Here is a 16,788-nt window from a genome sequence, read left to right on the forward strand (position 1 = left end):
AAGCCTGCAATATGCAGGCCAATTTATTGGAGCTCGTTATTTAAAGCGAGATCTTTGAGTTTTGAAGCTTACAACACTTGAATGTGGTCAACTTCGATCTCTGGTGTTTTACCACCTTCGTACTCACCGAAGATACGAACTTTAGTTTCTGCCGTTAGCGGTTGTGCTAGGTGGATATCGTCATCCAGCTCAATTTGAATTTCGCTCTGACCGTCAGAGAAGATAAACGTGTCATTCTTAAGCTGACGAACAATCTTACCGTCTACAATTGCGTCCTGCTCTGAGAACATGCTTGTGTCTGCAAGTAGTGTAGCAACAGATACGGTTTCAATTGGTCCAGTGTAAGCAATAGGGCTCTCGTGTTTGTTATCTTTGTGGTCACCAGCCATTGCGAAAGTAGGAGCAAGAATAATAGTGGTTGCGATAGCTAATACAGTTTTTTTCATGATGAATCCCTTAATGTTGTTTTTGTTAGAAACGTTGTTCTGAATTTGAAACATTTCTTTTCGTTAGTAAGTTGTTTGTTGGTGCGCTTATTTTCGTTAGTAAGCTGCGTTTCGATGGAGCTATTAAACAACACTAGGGTTGAATCCAGAGTGAGTAAGGTATTCATTTTCCATTCATTTTATTGAGCATCTACTCGGCAATGGCGTTAAGATGGTGGAAGTGAAAGATTGCCTATCGCTATAAATTGAATAAAACATTAAGGATTGAAGTACGAATGCGAGCACCATTAAGCGCCCTTATGGTTCAAGGGACAACGTCAGATGCCGGGAAAAGTGTTTTGGTGGCAGGTTTATGCCGTGTCTTGGCCAGAAAAGGCATTAAAGTGGCACCGTTTAAGCCACAAAACATGGCTTTAAACAGTGCAGTGACAAAAGATGGTGGAGAAATTGGTCGCGCGCAAGCGGTTCAGGCGCAAGCTTGTAATATCGAACCGTCGGTTCACATGAACCCTGTATTGTTGAAGCCAAACTCAGACACGGGCGCACAAGTAATTCTTCAAGGCCGTGCACTGAGTAATATGGAAGCGACGGGTTATCACGATTACAAGAAAGTCGCGATGAATACGGTGATCGATTCATTCGACCGACTTTCTGCTGAATACGAAAGCGTGATGATTGAAGGCGCGGGCAGCCCAGCTGAAATCAATCTACGTGAAAATGATATCGCTAACATGGGATTTGCTGAGAAAGCGGATATCCCAGTCATCATCGTAGCGGATATCGACCGTGGCGGCGTGTTCGCGCATCTCTACGGCACATTAGCTTTGTTATCTGAATCTGAACAAGCTCGCGTAAAAGGCTTTGTTATAAATCGTTTTAGAGGCGATATAGCGCTGCTTCAATCAGGTCTCGATTGGTTAGAAGAGAAAACTGGCAAACCTGTGATTGGTGTATTGCCGTACCTGCATGGTTTTAACTTAGAAGCGGAAGATGCCATTACCTCTGCTCAAGAGTCTGATGGAGAAGCTAAGCTTAAGGTCGTGGTGCCAGTGCTAACCAGAATCAGCAATCACACTGACTTTGATGCACTAAGACTCAATCCTTCGATTGATTTACGTTATGTGGGCAAAGGCGAGCGTGTTAACAACGCGGATTTGATCATCCTACCGGGTACAAAGTCAGTAAGAGCCGATTTGGATTACCTAAAAGAGCAAGGTTGGGATAAAGACATTCAACGTCACTTACGTTTAGGTGGCAAAGTGATGGGCATTTGTGGTGGTTACCAAATGCTAGGAAACATGATTCACGATCCCGATGGTGTCGAAGGCGAACCTGGTAGTAGTGAAGGATTAGGTTATCTTGATACTGAAACGACCTTAACACAGCAGAAAACCTTAACTAACGTGCGCGGCACCATGACGCTAGATGGAAAAACAGCGCAAGTAAAAGGTTACGAAATTCACGTAGGTAGGACCGATGTCAATGAAACGGCTTTACCGGTTCAGTTAGAATCAGGCTGCCTTGATGGCGCAGTAAATCAAGATAACTCTATTTTGGGTACTTACCTGCATGGCGTATTTGATAACAGTGATACGTTATCGCTGATCTGCGAATGGGCAGGAGCCAGTGATGTAACAGCGATTGACCATGAACAACTTAAAGAGTTGGGTATTAATCGAATCGCTGATGCTATCGAAGAGCACTTAAATCTTGATTTGCTTTGGCCTGAGCTTAAAGCCTAGGTTTGAACTGGAAATATCGATTAAGAAATCAAACGAACAATAGATAAGTGAGTACAATGAAAAAGCTAGTCACCCTTGTCACCTTAGCATTAACGACTTCGTTGAGTTCGACTCATCTTCTAGCGGCAGAAAAGCTACGAGTTTACGCCGCATCGTCTATGACCAACGCGGTTAACCTATTGGTTGAAGAGTTTGAAAAGAACCATACGGTTGATGTTATTCCTGTGTATGCCAGCACATCATCTTTGGTGAGACAGATTGAAAGAGGGGCACCAGCAGATATTTTTATCTCAGCCAATGAAAAATGGATGACGCATTTAGTCGACCGAAAATACGTTTCTAGTGACAATGTCACTAATTTGTGTGAGAACGAGCTTGTGCTGATCGCCCCTAAAGATTCTTCGGTATCGTTGGATCTCTCACAGAGTGAGCAATGGACTAAACTACTGACGAATGAAAGACTTGCAGTAGGCAACACAATGTCTGTTCCTGCGGGTATCTATGCGAAAGAAGCATTAGAAACGTTAGGTGTATGGGACGATGTGAGCACTCGATTGGCACCAAGTAACAATGTTCGTATGGCATTGGCTTTAGTCGAACGAAGTGAAGCGAAACTCGGAATTGTCTACAAAACAGATGCGCTGCTCTCTAAAGAAGTGAATCTAGTAGAAACGTTCCCTTCTGATTTGCATACCCCAATACGTTACCCTGTAGCTAAAATGAGCGACAAAGTGATTGCAGAAGAGTTCTATACTTTCCTGGACAGTGAAAAAGCGAAGGACATCTTGAACAGTTTTGGATTTGAAGTGCGTTAAATGAGTTACTTATCGGAATACGAATACCAAGCCTTAATGCTGAGCTTGAAAGTCGCTGGGTTTGCCATCTTATGGCTAATTCCTATCGGCATTGGTTTAGCGTGGCTGCTTGCTAAGAAACAATTTGTTGGCAAAAGCATTGTTGAGAGCATCGTGCATCTGCCTTTGGTTCTCCCTCCAGTGGTCATTGGCTATTTGTTGCTAGTGATGATGGGTAGACAAGGCATTATTGGTTCTTGGCTTAATGAAGTGTTTGGTATTGTGTTCAGTTTCAGTTGGAAGGGGGCGGCATTGGCATGTGTTGTTGTCGCGTTGCCATTAATGGTTCGCTCTATCCGACTTAGCTTAGAAACAGTCGACAGCAAACTGGAAGAAGCGGCAGCCACATTGGGCGCGTCACCTATTCGCGTGTTCTTCACAATTACATTGCCTCTTATGATCCCAGGGATCATTACTGGCACCATGCTTTCTTTCGCCAGAAGCTTGGGTGAGTTTGGCGCGACGATCAGTTTCGTTTCAAATATCCCCGGTGAAACTCAAACCATTCCTTTGGCTATGTACACCTTTATTGAAACCCCTGGTGCAGAGATGGAAGCGGCACGTTTGTGTGTGATTTCTATTGTGATAGCACTGGGTTCATTGATGCTCTCTGAATGGCTTAATAAGAAGTCGGCACAACGACTAGGAGGTAATGCATGAGTGCTTTGATCCTCCAATACCAACAACAGCTTGGCGAAACCTTCTTCGATATCGACTTAGAACTACCAAGTAGCGGTATTACGGCTATTTTTGGTCGTTCTGGAGCGGGTAAAACATCACTTATTAATGCGATTAGTGGCCTTAAACAACCAGATAAGGGATTGATCAGCGTATCAGGGACCACCTTATTTGATAGTGACAAGGGCATTAACTTGCCGACTCACCAACGTAACGTGGGCTATGTGTTCCAAGAGTCGCGATTGTTTCCACACATGAAGGTGTCAGCGAACCTCAAGTACGGAATGAAAAGCGTTGATAAGGCGCACTTTGAGCAAATCGTTTCGCTGCTATCTTTGAGCTCATTACTTGATCGTTATCCGGCTCGTTTGTCAGGTGGAGAGAAGCAACGTGTGGCGATAGGCCGGGCTTTGTTGTCTAAGCCGAGCATTCTGTTAATGGATGAGCCTTTAGCCTCTCTCGACTTACCTCGTAAGCGTGAGGTGATGCCGTTTTTGGAGAACTTATCCGAAACGGTGCAAATCCCAATTATTTATGTCACGCACAGTCTCAACGAGATCTTACGCTTGGCGAATCACTTGGTGATTATCGATCAAGGTAAAGTGATATCTTCGGGTGTAACGGAAGAAGTATGGGCATCAAGAGCTATGCAGCCTTGGCAATCCTTCTCTGAACAAAGTTCGTTGTTTGAAGCGACTCTCGCGGAGCACAATGATGATTATGCGCTGTCTCGTCTAACGCTTGGAAAATCGACGTCATTATGGGTTCAGAAGGTATCGAGCGAGCTTGGTGCGACAGTTAGACTTCAAGTTAGGGCAAATGATGTCTCAATCGCGCTAGAACAGCCGCAAGGCACATCTATACGTAACATCCTTCCTGTGACCATTAAAAGCGTAGAGACTCACCAGCAGGGCACAAACAAGCAGAGTGTTGCGGTTGAGTTAGAGTTGGAGCCTGGATGCTACTTATGGGCAACCATTACCTTGTGGGCATTGGACGAGCTTAATCTAGAAATTGGCCAACGCGTTTATGCGCAGATCAAAGGTGTGAGTGTTGCTCAACGAGATATCGCGGTGACACATTAAATCTGACTAGATCAGCTTTTCGATACCGCCGGTTCTAGGTTCTGAAAATACGATCTTGATTCCATGAATGGAGACATGCGTCATTTTTATACGGTATAACTGCCAGTTTTGAGCCACACTGTATGAGTGCAAAGTCATATTGCTTGCGTAATGACTTAGCGAGATAACACATCGACGAGTAAACAGATAAGTGACGCGAATAGAGAAAGTAACAGGTACAAAAAAGCCGCTTGTTGAAGCAACATGCGGCTTAGTCATCAGTCTTACTGTTGGCGCTAGCCTAAAGTTAGGCGCTTGGCGGCTTACTTAGTAAAAACTTCTTTAAAATCACGCTTCAAGATAGCATCACGACGAGCTTTCTTGATTTGCTTAGCCATGTCTTTTACACAGTTATGTAAAATTTGGTCTAGCAGTTGAGCTCGGTACTCTTCTTTTTCTTCGTCAGTCATGCCTTCTGGAAGTTTAAGAGTAGGAAACTCTTCCATCATGTTTACGCCAGCAAAAGCTTGGCTAACAGAGATTAGAGCGTGGAATTGCTCGAAGTTGTCCAAAACATTTTGTGCGCTTGCTGGAAGGCTGCTCCAAGTTTCACGCACTGCTTCTTCAGACACCTCATGAATTGAAGTAACCATGTTGTGCATCTCTTTAGGCACTTCATCAAATTCGATAACTTGGCGAAGCTCTGGCGAGATAGTGGTTAAATCGATTTCTTGTACTTCGTTGTTTGTAGCGTCTGACATAGTATTTCTCTTTAAAAAGAAACAATGCTAAAAAGATCTGTAAAAAAGTCAATATAATATAGAGATTAGGGCATGATTTAAGCCCAAATTTGAGCTACTTTGAATATTCAACACTAGATAAAGGTGATGTGATGATAGAAAAGGGATCTTCGATGCGCATATTGCTGGTTGATGATGTTCAACTAGACAGGATGCAACTTGCTATTCGACTCAAGCAACTGGGTCATATCGTGGAAGCTGTCGGTAGCGGAAAAGAAGCCCTGAATGTCTATTCTGATTTTGATCCTGAACTTGTTTTACTTGATATCAGCATGCCAGACATGGATGGTTTTGAGGTAGCTAACGAGGTTCGCCGACAATTCCCAGAGTGGGTGCCTATCATCTTCTTGAGTGGTCATGAAGAACCAGAAATGATCGCCAAAGCGATTGATGCTGGTGGTGATGATTACCTTATCAAGCCGGTCAATAAAGTGGTTCTCAATTCTAAATTGATTGCGATGCAACGTATCGCGCACATGAGGCGTGAGTTAAAACAAAGTACCGCGAAACTCGAAGAACTCAATATCCTCCTGCAACAACAAGCCAACGAAGACGGCTTAACCAAATTATACAACCGTCGATATATGGATACTAAGCTTGAAGAGAGCATTGCGTGGCACGGAAGACGTAATATATCCATGACTGTCATACTTCTAGATGTAGACTTTTTTAAACCTTACAACGATAATTACGGCCACATTCAAGGGGATAAGTGCTTACAAGGGCTTGCCAATACCTTGAAACAACTATTCGTTCGTGCGGGAGAGTTTGTTGGCCGCTACGGTGGTGAAGAGTTTGTTTTGATCTTAAGCGACACGGACAGCGAAGCCGCTAAATTACACGCGACTCGAGTAAAAGAAGCATTGCATGAGATGAACTACGCCCATGATCACTCCACCGTATCGGATAGAGTGACAGCGTCACAAGGCGTGCTCTCATTTGTGCCGGAAGGTGATGAGTCCATCGCTTCTATATATGAAAAGGTCGACCAAGCGCTTTACCAAGCAAAGCAAAGTGGCAGAAACACCTTCATACAACGCAACATTTTGGAGCTTGCTCGTTAGTTGGCGAGCTCTTTTAGAAATTTGAATTTATACTTCTATTAGCGTTTGAGCTAGGAAGTACTTTAGTGATAAGAGAAATGCCACATTCAAAGCCATTTTCTTTGGCTCATTCATGTTGGACACTGGTTGTCCCTGTACTCTATTTATCTGTTCCCGGTATTGCTTCTGCAAATGAGATATCTGACCTCATTCGCAAGGAGATTGAGCGAAATTTTGCAACCAGCGTGCTTCTTAACGACACCGATGTATTTACTTTTGGTATCAATAACTTTGACCCAAATGAAGTATTTCGCCTAGACAATGAAGAGATTGGTTCGAGTGATTCGGTAAGCCGAAGACAAAATATGGCCTCTCTCAGCCTGCCTTATACTTTCAAATTACCCGCCACTATTGAAGATAACCACCAAGAGGTGACACTGCGTCTGTCTGCATTGCGCACAGAGAATGAAGTCAATTATTCATCAGCGTCCGTGTCTGATTTTCAAAAAGAGACAGTCATTTCGGGGTATGTTGAGTTTTCGAATGTTGCCCAATTAGATGAATACTGGAGCTTTCATTCTGGTATTGGCAATCACATCTCATATTATCGCAATGAATACGATTATCGCGGTAATGTACCCCAGCCTTTGGTTGATGCGATTGATGGGGTTTATCTCAATACTGACGCTTGGGCTTACATCGTAGAGCCTAAGATTAAATTGATCTATGAAGACAAGAATAACTGGGGCAAATATAAACTCAGCACGAGTTGGCATTATTTCAACGGTCTCGGTTGGGGAGACGCCAATAACGGTAATGTAGGCCACCCAGAAGGTTGGTACATCGCCAATGAAGCGAAGATATTTTATGACTTAGTTCGTTGGGATAAGAACATTACGTCCATGTATTCGAGCATCAAGAGAATTGATATTGGTGGTGATACCGTCGTGCCTATGGGTACAACGTCGTATTACGAGGGCAGTGTAGGCTGGCTGCTTAACCCAAACCTATTTAACGAATGGGTCGATAATGTGGGGATTGGCTTTACCATCAATTACGGAAGCAGTTTGAAAGGCGGGAGCTTGGTGATCTTCTTTAACCAAGATTAAACACTAACCAAGTGCCACCAACTTCCATCAAGCGCAAGCTGCCTTACAATGAATAGTTTGGCGTTATAGTGACTCGATCTTTTTGCTATAACGTTAACTATTAACGCACAGTTTGTTTCGTCCGGTTTCTTTCGCTTTGTAGAGCGCGTTATCGGCAAGCTTCAATACTTCTTCAGGGTGTCTGGTGGTTGTACTATCAGACAGCCCAATACTGATAGTCACATTCACTACTTCATTTGGCTTGCCATTCTTGCCACGCTTTTTCATACCTACTTCATGGTCATCAGGGCGGTCGTTTGTGTTACGAATGATCATGTCGTAATTCTGAATCTCAGAAATCAAAACTTGCAGGTGCTCTTTTACTTGCTCGGTGTGCTTACCTTTGAAAATGATCGTGAACTCTTCACCACCATAGCGATAAGCTTTTGCGCCGCCAGTTGTTTCTCTCAATATACGAGCGACTAGTTTCAATACATCGTCGCCAATGTCGTGTCCGTAGGTATCGTTAAATTTCTTGAAGTGATCGATATCGACCATCGCCATTGAGTACTTACGCCCTAAATGCTTCATATCCACTTCTAAAGCATGACGGCCGGGGATGTTAGTCAATTGGTCATTAAAGGCCATGTCGTGGCTTGCAGACATCACGTAGATGATAATCAAGGTCCCTGATAGGGAAAACATAGTGCTTGAGATGTACTGCACGTCAAAAAAGATGAATGTACATGACGCGAGCAAAATAGCGCTGTAGACCACAACATCAATCGCTCGGTTGTACACCAGAACCAAAATTGAAGTTAAACCAAGCAAGCAAAGGCTATAGAGAACCAATACGAAGGGCAGTTTTGAGAAATCTCTGACAATGAACAGAATCCCTTCGCTCCATGATTCAAAACCTCCGGCATGGAAGTGAGACACAATCAGTTGCGCCCAAACCATAAATAGAACAAGAACCAAGGCATATAGAAACATCGACTTTGAGTTAACGCCGTTATCAGGGAAGGCGTACACCAGTAAACAAGTGACAGGTACTAGAGCAGCAAGCAGCGATAGCTCTAATAGTGTTGTGCCAGTATTGAGAGGCGTTTGTAAGCGAACTTGGATGATCAGGTAAGCGAGAAGCATGGTGACAGACACCATAGCCATTCGACCTTGTTTAAATGTGTGGCACAGTAAAACCGCAACGCTCAATAAAATATATGGGAGGTTGCTAGCAAACCCTAAGTTTGAATCCGTCACGAGAATGACGTTGTTCATACCTGCAAGTAAAATTGCTAGAAGGAGTAAAGGGAAGCAAAATCGAAACATGCTCGACGTTACAAAAGATGATGCCATTTATGTGGTGAGCCTAACTATAATGATGATCTTATTAATTAATACTATACGTAGGATACGGTTAAACAAGCGATTGCCAAGCATTTTGCTTAAATGAGAGTAAAAACATAGCCATAGGTCGCTATTGGTGCAACCATTTTTATATGTATTTGAGTTGCTATTAACCATAGAACGAACTACACAGTATATATGAGAAATTAATTAGTCGTTATAGATACTTAACAAAACCTAGGTGGTTTGTACTTAATGGTTACATGATGACCAACAAGCAAGAAATGTAAATCTGTAATCAAGTTCGAGTAAGGTTTATAACGGAGTTACAGTGTGTTTTGCGATTAGGTTGTTCATTGCTTGATATTAGGTCATAAACAATCGCTACAAATGGAGGTGTAGTATGCAAATAAGTGTGGATGTACACAATTATATGGAAACTCTGGTCGGCCACGTGTTGGCTACCGAGGAGTATGTGTCTAGTTATACCAACGAACAGTTGGCGGATCTTGCGTGTCTGGCTTTAGGCCAGCTTAAACCGATCTATATTCGTTTCGATATCGATTTTCTTTCAGCGCTGCCGGAAGACAAATTGGTGCTCTACAAACGCAATAGTGAGATCGCGGTCAAAAATGCAGAAAGTATGATTATTGACGATCGAAGACGTGAACGTAACGACAATGTGCCTGTTATATTTAGTCAACACAATTTTGATGATGACTTAGAATTGCAATGGTATGAAAAGCCATTGTTGAACCGTAAACAGTCATGATAGTTTAGTGTCAGTACGGTCATTTAAGGAGTAAAAAACGTGGGATTCTTTTCTAGATTATTTGGTGGCAAAGAAAAAACCGAACAAAAAGTAGAGATTGAGCCAGTTGAATATAAAGGCTTCAATATCTATCAAGATGCCATTGCTGAATCTGGTCAATACCGTGTTGCTGGGCGAATCGAGAAAGAAATTGACGGTGAAATTAAAACTCATCGTTTTATTCGTTCAGATGTTGTTTCAAACAAAGAAGACGCCAATGAATTGATGCTCAAGAAATCGCAGATGTTCATCGACCAAATGGGCGACAACATATTTAGCTAGCCAATTAGGGTTAGAATTGATGTTGGTCATAATTTAGAGAGCTTTCAGTGTATATGCTGAAAGCTCTTTTTAGTTTTAGGGATAAAGAACAGCTAGTCGGTTGTTATTAAAAGGATTATTGGCAAGTGGTTTGACCTCTTTATTCGAGAGGGCCTTCATTTATCGAAATTAAGCGCTCAAATTCTATCCAAATCGTTATAAGTAATAACTTTTTCTGTTCTTTGAACAAAACGCTTGAAGTATTAGTTGTCGTTAGATACAAACGAATAAGTCATTGTGCCAATAGTTGAAGTGTCGCTATGCAAATTGGTGTAGCCAAGTGCGCTTACGACCTCTTTAATTTGTCTTTGGTAAGAATAATAATCACAAATTGATACACAAGGAGTCTAATTTGTTGATAGGTGTACCAAGAGAAACGCTCGCTGGTGAAACGCGAGTCGCTGCATCGCCGAAATCGGTCGAACAGCTTCTAAAGTTAGGATTTGAAGTTTGTGTTGAATCACAAGCAGGTGCGCTAGCAAGTTTTGAAGATTCAGCTTATGAACAAGCTGGTGCAAAAGTTGTAAGCGCAGATGAAGCTTGGAAATCCGATATTATCTTTAAAGTTAACGCCCCGATTGTTGACGAATCTAAAAATGAAATCGATCTACTTAAAGATGGCGCAACATTGGTCAGCTTTATTTGGCCTGCTCAAAACCCAGAATTAATGGAACAATTGTCCAGTCGTAACATCAACGTGATGGCGATGGATTCTGTGCCTCGTATTTCAAGAGCTCAAGCTCTCGATGCGCTAAGTTCTATGGCAAACATTGCGGGTTATCGTGCAGTTGTTGAAGCGGCACATGAATTTGGTCGATTCTTCACAGGTCAAATTACAGCGGCAGGKAAAGTTCCACCAGCGAAAGTACTGGTTGCTGGTGCGGGTGTTGCTGGCCTAGCGGCAATTGGTGCAGCAGGTAGCTTAGGTGCGATTGTTCGTTCATTCGATGTTCGTCCTGAAGTAAAAGAGCAAGTCGAGTCGATGGGTGCTGAATTCTTGGAAGTTGATTTCCAAGAAGACACCGGCGTTGGTGATGGCTATGCGAAAGAGATGTCTGAAGCATTCAACAAGAAAGCGGAAGAACTCTATGCGGCTCAAGCAAAAGACGTTGATATCATCATTACAACGGCACTGATTCCAGGTCGTCCTGCACCTAAGCTGATTACCAAAGAGATGGTAGATAGCATGAGTGCGGGTAGCGTGATTGTGGATCTGGCGGCTGCGAATGGCGGTAACTGTGAATACACGGTTGCGGATCAAGTCATCACTACTGCGAATGGCGTAAAAGTTGTTGGTTACACCGATATGGTTGGTCGTTTGCCGACTCAATCTTCTCAGCTGTACGCGACTAACCTCGTTAACTTACTGAAACTGCTTTGCAAAGAGAAAGATGGCAACATCAATATCGACTTTGAAGATGTTGTGCTGCGCGGTGTTACTGTGGTTAAAGAAGGCGAGGTGACTTGGCCAGCTCCACCAATTCAAGTTTCTGCTCAACCCCAACAACAAGCGAAACCAAAAGCAGCGAAACCAGAGCCTAAAGTTGAAGAACCTGTTTCTCCAATTAAGAAAGCGGCGGGTATGGCGGTTGCTGTTGGTGCATTCGCTTGGATAGCGTCGGTTGCTCCTGCTGCGTTCTTATCTCACTTTACCGTTTTTGTTCTCGCTTGTGTGGTGGGTTATTACGTGGTTTGGAATGTTAGCCATTCTCTTCATACACCTTTGATGTCTGTAACAAATGCGATTTCAGGGATCATTGTGGTAGGTGCGCTATTACAGATTGGACAAGGAAGCGGCGTCGTCACTTTCCTATCTTTCATTGCCGTTTTAATTGCAAGTATCAATATCTTTGGTGGCTTTACCGTGACCAAACGTATGCTTGAAATGTTCCGTAAAGACTAAGGAGTAACAGATGTCTGAAGGATTAGTACAAGCAGCTTATATTGTTGCTGCTGTATTCTTTATTATGAGCTTGGCTGGATTATCGAAGCAGGAATCTGCACGTGCAGGTAACTATTACGGTATCACGGGTATGGCAATCGCGTTGATCGCGACGATCTTTGGCCCTCACTCAGCGGGTATTGTGTGGATCATCATCGCTATGGTGATCGGTGGTGGTATTGGTATCCACTATGCAAGAAAAGTAGAAATGACTGAAATGCCTGAGCTGGTGGCTATTCTGCACAGCTTCGTAGGTATGGCTGCGGTACTTGTGGGTTACAACAGTTACATCGATCCACCAGCGGCAGTGTCACTTAACCCTGCTGATATTCATGCAGAGCACGTGATTCACCTAGTAGAAGTGTTCCTTGGCGTGTTTATCGGTGCTGTGACGTTCACAGGTTCGATTGTTGCGTTTGGTAAGCTTCGCGGCGTTATATCTTCGTCTGCACTGAACATTCCTCACAAGCACAAATGGAACCTAGCGGCTATCGTTGTTTCTACACTGCTTATGATCATGTTCGTGAAAGCAGACGGCAGCATGTTCGCACTGATGGTGATGACACTTATCGCGTTCGCATTCGGTTACCACCTAGTGGCGTCGATTGGTGGCGCAGATATGCCAGTGGTTGTTTCTATGCTGAACTCGTACTCTGGTTGGGCAGCAGCAGCAGCAGGTTTCATGCTTGCCAACGACTTACTTATCGTAACTGGTGCTCTTGTTGGTTCGTCAGGTGCAATCCTGTCGTACATCATGTGTAAGGCGATGAACCGTTCGTTCATTAGTGTTATCGCTGGTGGCTTTGGTCAAGAAGTCACAGTATCTGATGGCGATGAAGAGCAGGGTGAACACCGTGAAACTTCAGCTGAAGATGTGGCTGACATGCTTAAGAACTCTAAATCAGTAATCATCACACCTGGATACGGCATGGCAGTAGCTCAAGCTCAGTACCCAGTGCACGAAATCACTGAGAAACTAAGAGCACAGGGCGTAAATGTTCGATTTGGCATCCACCCAGTTGCGGGTAGGTTACCGGGTCACATGAACGTACTGCTTGCTGAAGCAAAAGTACCTTACGATATCGTTCTTGAAATGGACGAAATCAACGATGACTTTGATGAGACAGATACTGTATTGGTTATTGGTGCTAACGACACCGTGAACCCTGCAGCACTGGAAGATCCAAACAGCCCAATCGCTGGCATGCCAGTTCTTGAAGTTTGGAACGCTCAAAACGTTATCGTGTTCAAACGTTCTATGAACACAGGCTACGCAGGTGTTCAAAACCCGCTGTTCTTCAAAGAGAACACACAGATGCTGTTTGGCGATGCGAAACAGAGCTGTCTAGGGATTCTAGAGCACCTATAAGGTCTGCTCTAAAATTACTTGTAAACGAAGGAGCTCATTTGAGCTCCTTTTTTTGATCAGCGGAAAGTCATTCTTTGATAATCATTCACATATAATCGCCAAGATATCATCAAGAAACCCCCGCGCTTGGATTGAAGTGTTATTAAATCAACGAACTAGTACGCATGCACAGTACCACCGCATTAACATGGAATTAACCGCTGATAGTCGCCATTCTCACTGTTTTTCATGCGGTTAAAAATTTATCTTTGATAGCGAATGGTATATATTTGATTGATCTATATGAATTTGCGCTGGTTTGTGATCATCAAAAGAAAATTTACGCTTCTTATCGCTACATTGTCAGTGTCAGTAAACGCGTTTGCTGACTCTTTGCCTGAGCGTATCGATAACTTCACCAAACTCTTTGATCATGAAACGGCAGTTGAATCTTATGATATTCGACTGCTTCAGGCTGATTACCCAACTCGCTTGATCATGCCGTCTTCAATGCTGCCACAAACGGCAGAGTATCCATTAAAAGACATCCAACGCTTATACCAGTTATCAAAAACGTGTAGCGGAAAGTTGCCGTTAAGCCCTTTGATTACGGAGCCTTTGGTTTTTACTCGTGCGATGTGTAAAGGCACCAAGCTTTCGGACCGTTGGTTTAGTCGTAGTGGTTTGATTCACCCAGGTGGTGGTTCTTACGCTGCTCGTTACGTTGAGAAATACCCAGAAAAGTTCGATTCTTTGAAGCGCTACATGCACATTCAAGAGCGACCAAACGCTGAACATGACGAATTGCTGTCTCGTTTGCAGCAGATGGATAACGAAGCCATTACTGCACTGTTAGCTGGTGCGAGCATGTTTGTTGAACTGGACGAAATGTGGGTAAAACGCGGCGACAGATATTACCTGTATAAAGAATCAGTCTGGAACGAAAACGCCACGCTTGCAGGGTTGTCGTTCAGTTTGTCTTCAGAAGGCAATAGCTGTTTTGTTCAACGTGGCAACGTTTGTTGGGAAATAGAAGATCATTCTGAACTGCTGCAAGTCGCTATGTTTATCTTGGTGATTGCCAACATCATGCTAGTGCTTGGTTGGGCCGTTTATCGTTGGAACAGTAAGAAACAAGAGATGAAGAGCCGTATGTTGGTTCTTCAAATTCTAACACACGAATTAAGAACGCCTATTGCGAGTTTGTCATTGACGGTTGAAGGGTTTAGACGCGAATTCGAACACTTACCAGAATCGGTATATGATGAGTTCCGTAGATTGTGTGAAGATACTCGTCGTTTAAGACAGTTAGCTGAAGCAAGTAAAGACTATTTGCAGTCAGACAATCAACCGCTCGCGACAGAATGGGTACCGAGTGTTGAAGAGTGGCTTCAATACAAAGTTGAAGAAGATTTTGCACCGGGAATTGAACTGCGTGTAAACAAAGATATTGCTGCAAAAGTAAACGTATATTGGTTAGGAACGTGTATCGATAACCTGATCAGGAATGCTGTTAAATACGGTGTCGCACCAGTGATACTAGAACTGAATACTTCTGACAAGAAGCTGACATTCAAAGTTATAGATAATGGAGACTTGTCCCGCAAAGATTGGGGGCAACTAAGAAAGCCATTCGTTAGTAAGAGTGGACTCGGTTTAGGTCTGACGATAGTGGAATCTATGGTCGGAAAAATGGGCGGTCACATGACGCTTATCGGCCCCCCAACAACATTTATTTTGGAGATACCTTGTGAAACAGACATTGCTTCTCGTTGAAGATGATAAAAATTTAGCTGACGGTTTATTAGTTAGCCTTGAGCAAGCTGGATATGAATGTTTGCATGCAGAACTGATCTCTGAAGTTGAAGGCTATTGGGAACAAGCGGATCTGGTTATTCTAGACCGTCAACTTCCTGATGGTGACTCAGTAGATTCACTTCCTGGTTGGAAGAAAAAGAAAGATATCCCTGTAATTTTGCTAACAGCATTAGTTACAGTAAAAGACAAAGTAGCGGGCCTAGATTCAGGCGCTAACGACTACCTAACTAAGCCATTTGCAGAAGCAGAGCTGTTTGCTCGTATTCGTGCTCAACTTCGCTTACCAGATGCTGAAGAACAAGATGCATCAAAAGTCATCGCTCAAAATCTTGTTATCGATAAAGCAACTCGTGAAGTCTTTTTCAACGAACAAGAAGTAACGCTAACACGCACTGAGTTTGACCTACTATTGTTCTTGGCAAGCAACCTTGGTCGAGTTTTCACTCGTGACGAGCTGCTTGATCACGTATGGGGTTACAATCACTTCCCAACAACACGTACTGTAGACACTCATGTTCTGCAACTTAGACAGAAATTGCCGGGTCTAGAAATCGAAACGCTACGTGGCGTTGGCTACAAGATGAAAGCGTAATGAAAAAAGCCTTACTTCCACTATTATTGCTGTCTGGCGCGTTCAATAACGCGCACGCTGCAGATTGGTTTAAGGACAGTGATGCTCTAACCCAAGTACACAAACATCTACTGGATAACGATTTGTCCCAGATGTTTGATTCATTAGTGGAAGTTTGGCAGATCAACGCTTCTCAGTCTCGAGAAGATCACCTCAATGAACTGTTCGACCAAGCGTTGAATAAAGATTGCGGTAAAACCCTCACCAAAAATACATTACCGGATTGGGTCAGTTCGGTGGTTGTAAAAAGACACGTAATTCAAAGCCCGGGACGCGATACATTCCGTGTTGCGATTGAGATCGAATCTGATAACAACATTCAAGATATCACCTTCGAAAAATGGGTCGATAAAGTTGTCTCTTCTGATAGCGAATTCACCAAAGAAAACGAAGTCGTCAACAACGCCTCAGTTAACTTGTATCGGAAGCGCTATAACTTAGCGTCTCAGCTCGATTCTGGACTGTATCGCTTAAACGTGAAAGGCGATGGCGGTAACTCTTGGAGTACTTGGGTTATTCTTGGTGAAGTTGCCATGCGTCAGCAAGTTCGCTGGGCATCTAAAGACACGTGGCGTATCGATAAGAAAGAACTGCTCAACCCTTATTGTCCACTTCCTAAACTTGAAGTTGGTTTGTACGATTATGTCGACGAGCACTATGAACAGGTCTGGGGAAAGAGTTATGAATCTGATTACCCGATGAATCTTACGGGGGAAGATCTACCCAATGATCGCTACGTACTTGCCGTTTCAATGGTGCATTCGCGTTGGCAAGGCGACATAGCGATAGAACAAGCACAAACTATCAGTAAAACTTATGATATTTCTAGCGAAGAAGAGTTAAAGTAATTTAAAA

17 protein-coding genes are annotated in these 16,788 nt (G+C 43.3%); 13 read left to right on the forward strand and 4 right to left on the reverse strand.

Translation table 11 applies throughout. The features are described 5' to 3' along the window. Positions 1-68 precede the first annotated feature (68 nt). Positions 69-446 (reverse strand): NirD/YgiW/YdeI family stress tolerance protein, encoded by a 378-nt coding sequence (locus L1D37_RS00650; protein ID WP_239846497.1) that lies wholly within the window; start codon positions 444-446, stop codon positions 69-71. Positions 447-721: 275 nt separating this feature from the next. On the opposite strand from L1D37_RS00650, the gene L1D37_RS00655 reads away from it, so the two are divergent. The 4 genes from L1D37_RS00655 to modC are packed head-to-tail and all read left to right on the forward strand — an operon-like array spanning position 722 to position 4,805. Further along, complete coding sequence (locus L1D37_RS00655) at positions 722-2,188, forward strand: cobyric acid synthase (protein WP_239846498.1); 1,467 nt, start codon at positions 722-724, stop codon at positions 2,186-2,188. 56 nt (positions 2,189-2,244) lie between these two features. After that, on the forward strand, positions 2,245-3,003 hold the full coding sequence (modA, locus tag L1D37_RS00660; protein WP_239846499.1) for a molybdate ABC transporter substrate-binding protein: 759 nt from the start codon (positions 2,245-2,247) through the stop codon (positions 3,001-3,003). After that, positions 3,004-3,702 carry a molybdate ABC transporter permease subunit gene (gene modB, locus L1D37_RS00665; RefSeq protein WP_239846500.1) on the forward strand — a complete coding sequence of 233 codons (699 nt, stop codon included), beginning with the start codon at positions 3,004-3,006 and terminating at the stop codon, positions 3,700-3,702. Beyond that, positions 3,699-4,805, forward strand: a complete 1,107-nt coding sequence (gene modC / locus L1D37_RS00670) for a molybdenum ABC transporter ATP-binding protein ModC (RefSeq protein ID WP_239846501.1) — start codon at positions 3,699-3,701, stop codon at positions 4,803-4,805. The genes modB and modC overlap by 4 nt, the downstream gene beginning before the upstream one ends. A gap of 6 nt (positions 4,806-4,811) precedes the next feature. Here the strand turns inward: modC and L1D37_RS00675 are convergent, their stop codons facing one another. After that, complete coding sequence (locus L1D37_RS00675; protein WP_239846502.1) at positions 4,812-5,063, reverse strand: hypothetical protein; 252 nt, start codon at positions 5,061-5,063, stop codon at positions 4,812-4,814. A gap of 44 nt (positions 5,064-5,107) precedes the next feature. Next, positions 5,108-5,545 carry a DUF3069 domain-containing protein gene (locus L1D37_RS00680; RefSeq protein WP_017632818.1) on the reverse strand — a complete coding sequence of 146 codons (438 nt, stop codon included), beginning with the start codon at positions 5,543-5,545 and terminating at the stop codon, positions 5,108-5,110. Positions 5,546-5,676: 131 nt separating this feature from the next. Between L1D37_RS00680 and L1D37_RS00685 the strand changes: the two genes are divergently transcribed. Together L1D37_RS00685 and L1D37_RS00690 are read left to right on the forward strand one after the other, a co-directional pair. Next, positions 5,677-6,648, forward strand: a complete 972-nt coding sequence (locus tag L1D37_RS00685) for a diguanylate cyclase (RefSeq protein ID WP_176679666.1) — start codon at positions 5,677-5,679, stop codon at positions 6,646-6,648. A 77-nt stretch (positions 6,649-6,725) separates the two neighbouring features. Beyond that, positions 6,726-7,736, forward strand: a complete 1,011-nt coding sequence (locus L1D37_RS00690) for a Solitary outer membrane autotransporter beta-barrel domain (protein ID WP_239846503.1) — start codon at positions 6,726-6,728, stop codon at positions 7,734-7,736. 93 nt (positions 7,737-7,829) lie between these two features. Here L1D37_RS00690 and L1D37_RS00695 read toward each other — a convergent pair whose 3' ends face one another. Further along, positions 7,830-9,071, reverse strand: a complete 1,242-nt coding sequence (locus tag L1D37_RS00695; RefSeq protein WP_239846504.1) for a GGDEF domain-containing protein — start codon at positions 9,069-9,071, stop codon at positions 7,830-7,832. Positions 9,072-9,465: 394 nt separating this feature from the next. Here L1D37_RS00695 and L1D37_RS00700 point away from each other — a divergent pair, with 394 nt between their 5' ends. The 7 genes from L1D37_RS00700 to L1D37_RS00730 all read left to right on the forward strand — a co-directional run bounded on the left by L1D37_RS00700 (position 9,466) and on the right by L1D37_RS00730 (position 16,781). Further along, complete coding sequence (locus L1D37_RS00700; protein ID WP_239846505.1) at positions 9,466-9,834, forward strand: late competence development ComFB family protein; 369 nt, start codon at positions 9,466-9,468, stop codon at positions 9,832-9,834. Between the two features lie 39 nt (positions 9,835-9,873). After that, on the forward strand, positions 9,874-10,155 hold the full coding sequence (locus L1D37_RS00705) for an HlyU family transcriptional regulator (RefSeq protein ID WP_239846506.1): 282 nt from the start codon (positions 9,874-9,876) through the stop codon (positions 10,153-10,155). A gap of 391 nt (positions 10,156-10,546) precedes the next feature. Beyond that, positions 10,547-12,097 carry a Re/Si-specific NAD(P)(+) transhydrogenase subunit alpha gene (pntA, locus tag L1D37_RS00710; protein ID WP_239846507.1) on the forward strand — a complete coding sequence of 517 codons (1,551 nt, stop codon included), beginning with the start codon at positions 10,547-10,549 and terminating at the stop codon, positions 12,095-12,097. A 10-nt stretch (positions 12,098-12,107) separates the two neighbouring features. Further along, positions 12,108-13,505, forward strand: a complete 1,398-nt coding sequence (pntB, locus tag L1D37_RS00715) for a Re/Si-specific NAD(P)(+) transhydrogenase subunit beta (protein WP_017632825.1) — start codon at positions 12,108-12,110, stop codon at positions 13,503-13,505. A gap of 282 nt (positions 13,506-13,787) precedes the next feature. Next, positions 13,788-15,260 carry a sensor histidine kinase VxrA gene (vxrA, locus tag L1D37_RS00720; protein WP_017632826.1) on the forward strand — a complete coding sequence of 491 codons (1,473 nt, stop codon included), beginning with the start codon at positions 13,788-13,790 and terminating at the stop codon, positions 15,258-15,260. Further along, positions 15,235-15,894: a response regulator transcription factor VxrB gene (gene vxrB, locus L1D37_RS00725; protein WP_017632827.1), complete on the forward strand. Its 660-nt coding sequence runs from the start codon at positions 15,235-15,237 to the stop codon at positions 15,892-15,894. The genes vxrA and vxrB overlap by 26 nt, the downstream gene beginning before the upstream one ends. Beyond that, the gene (locus tag L1D37_RS00730) at positions 15,894-16,781 is read left to right on the forward strand and encodes a DUF2861 family protein (RefSeq protein WP_239846508.1); all 888 of its coding nucleotides are present in this window, start codon (positions 15,894-15,896) and stop codon (positions 16,779-16,781) included. Before vxrB ends, L1D37_RS00730 begins: the two co-directional genes overlap by 1 nt. Positions 16,782-16,788: the final 7 nt, after the last annotated feature.

The sequence above is a fragment of the Vibrio sp. Isolate33 genome (genome assembly GCF_022397895.1).
GTDB lineage: Bacteria > Pseudomonadota > Gammaproteobacteria > Enterobacterales > Vibrionaceae > Vibrio > Vibrio pomeroyi.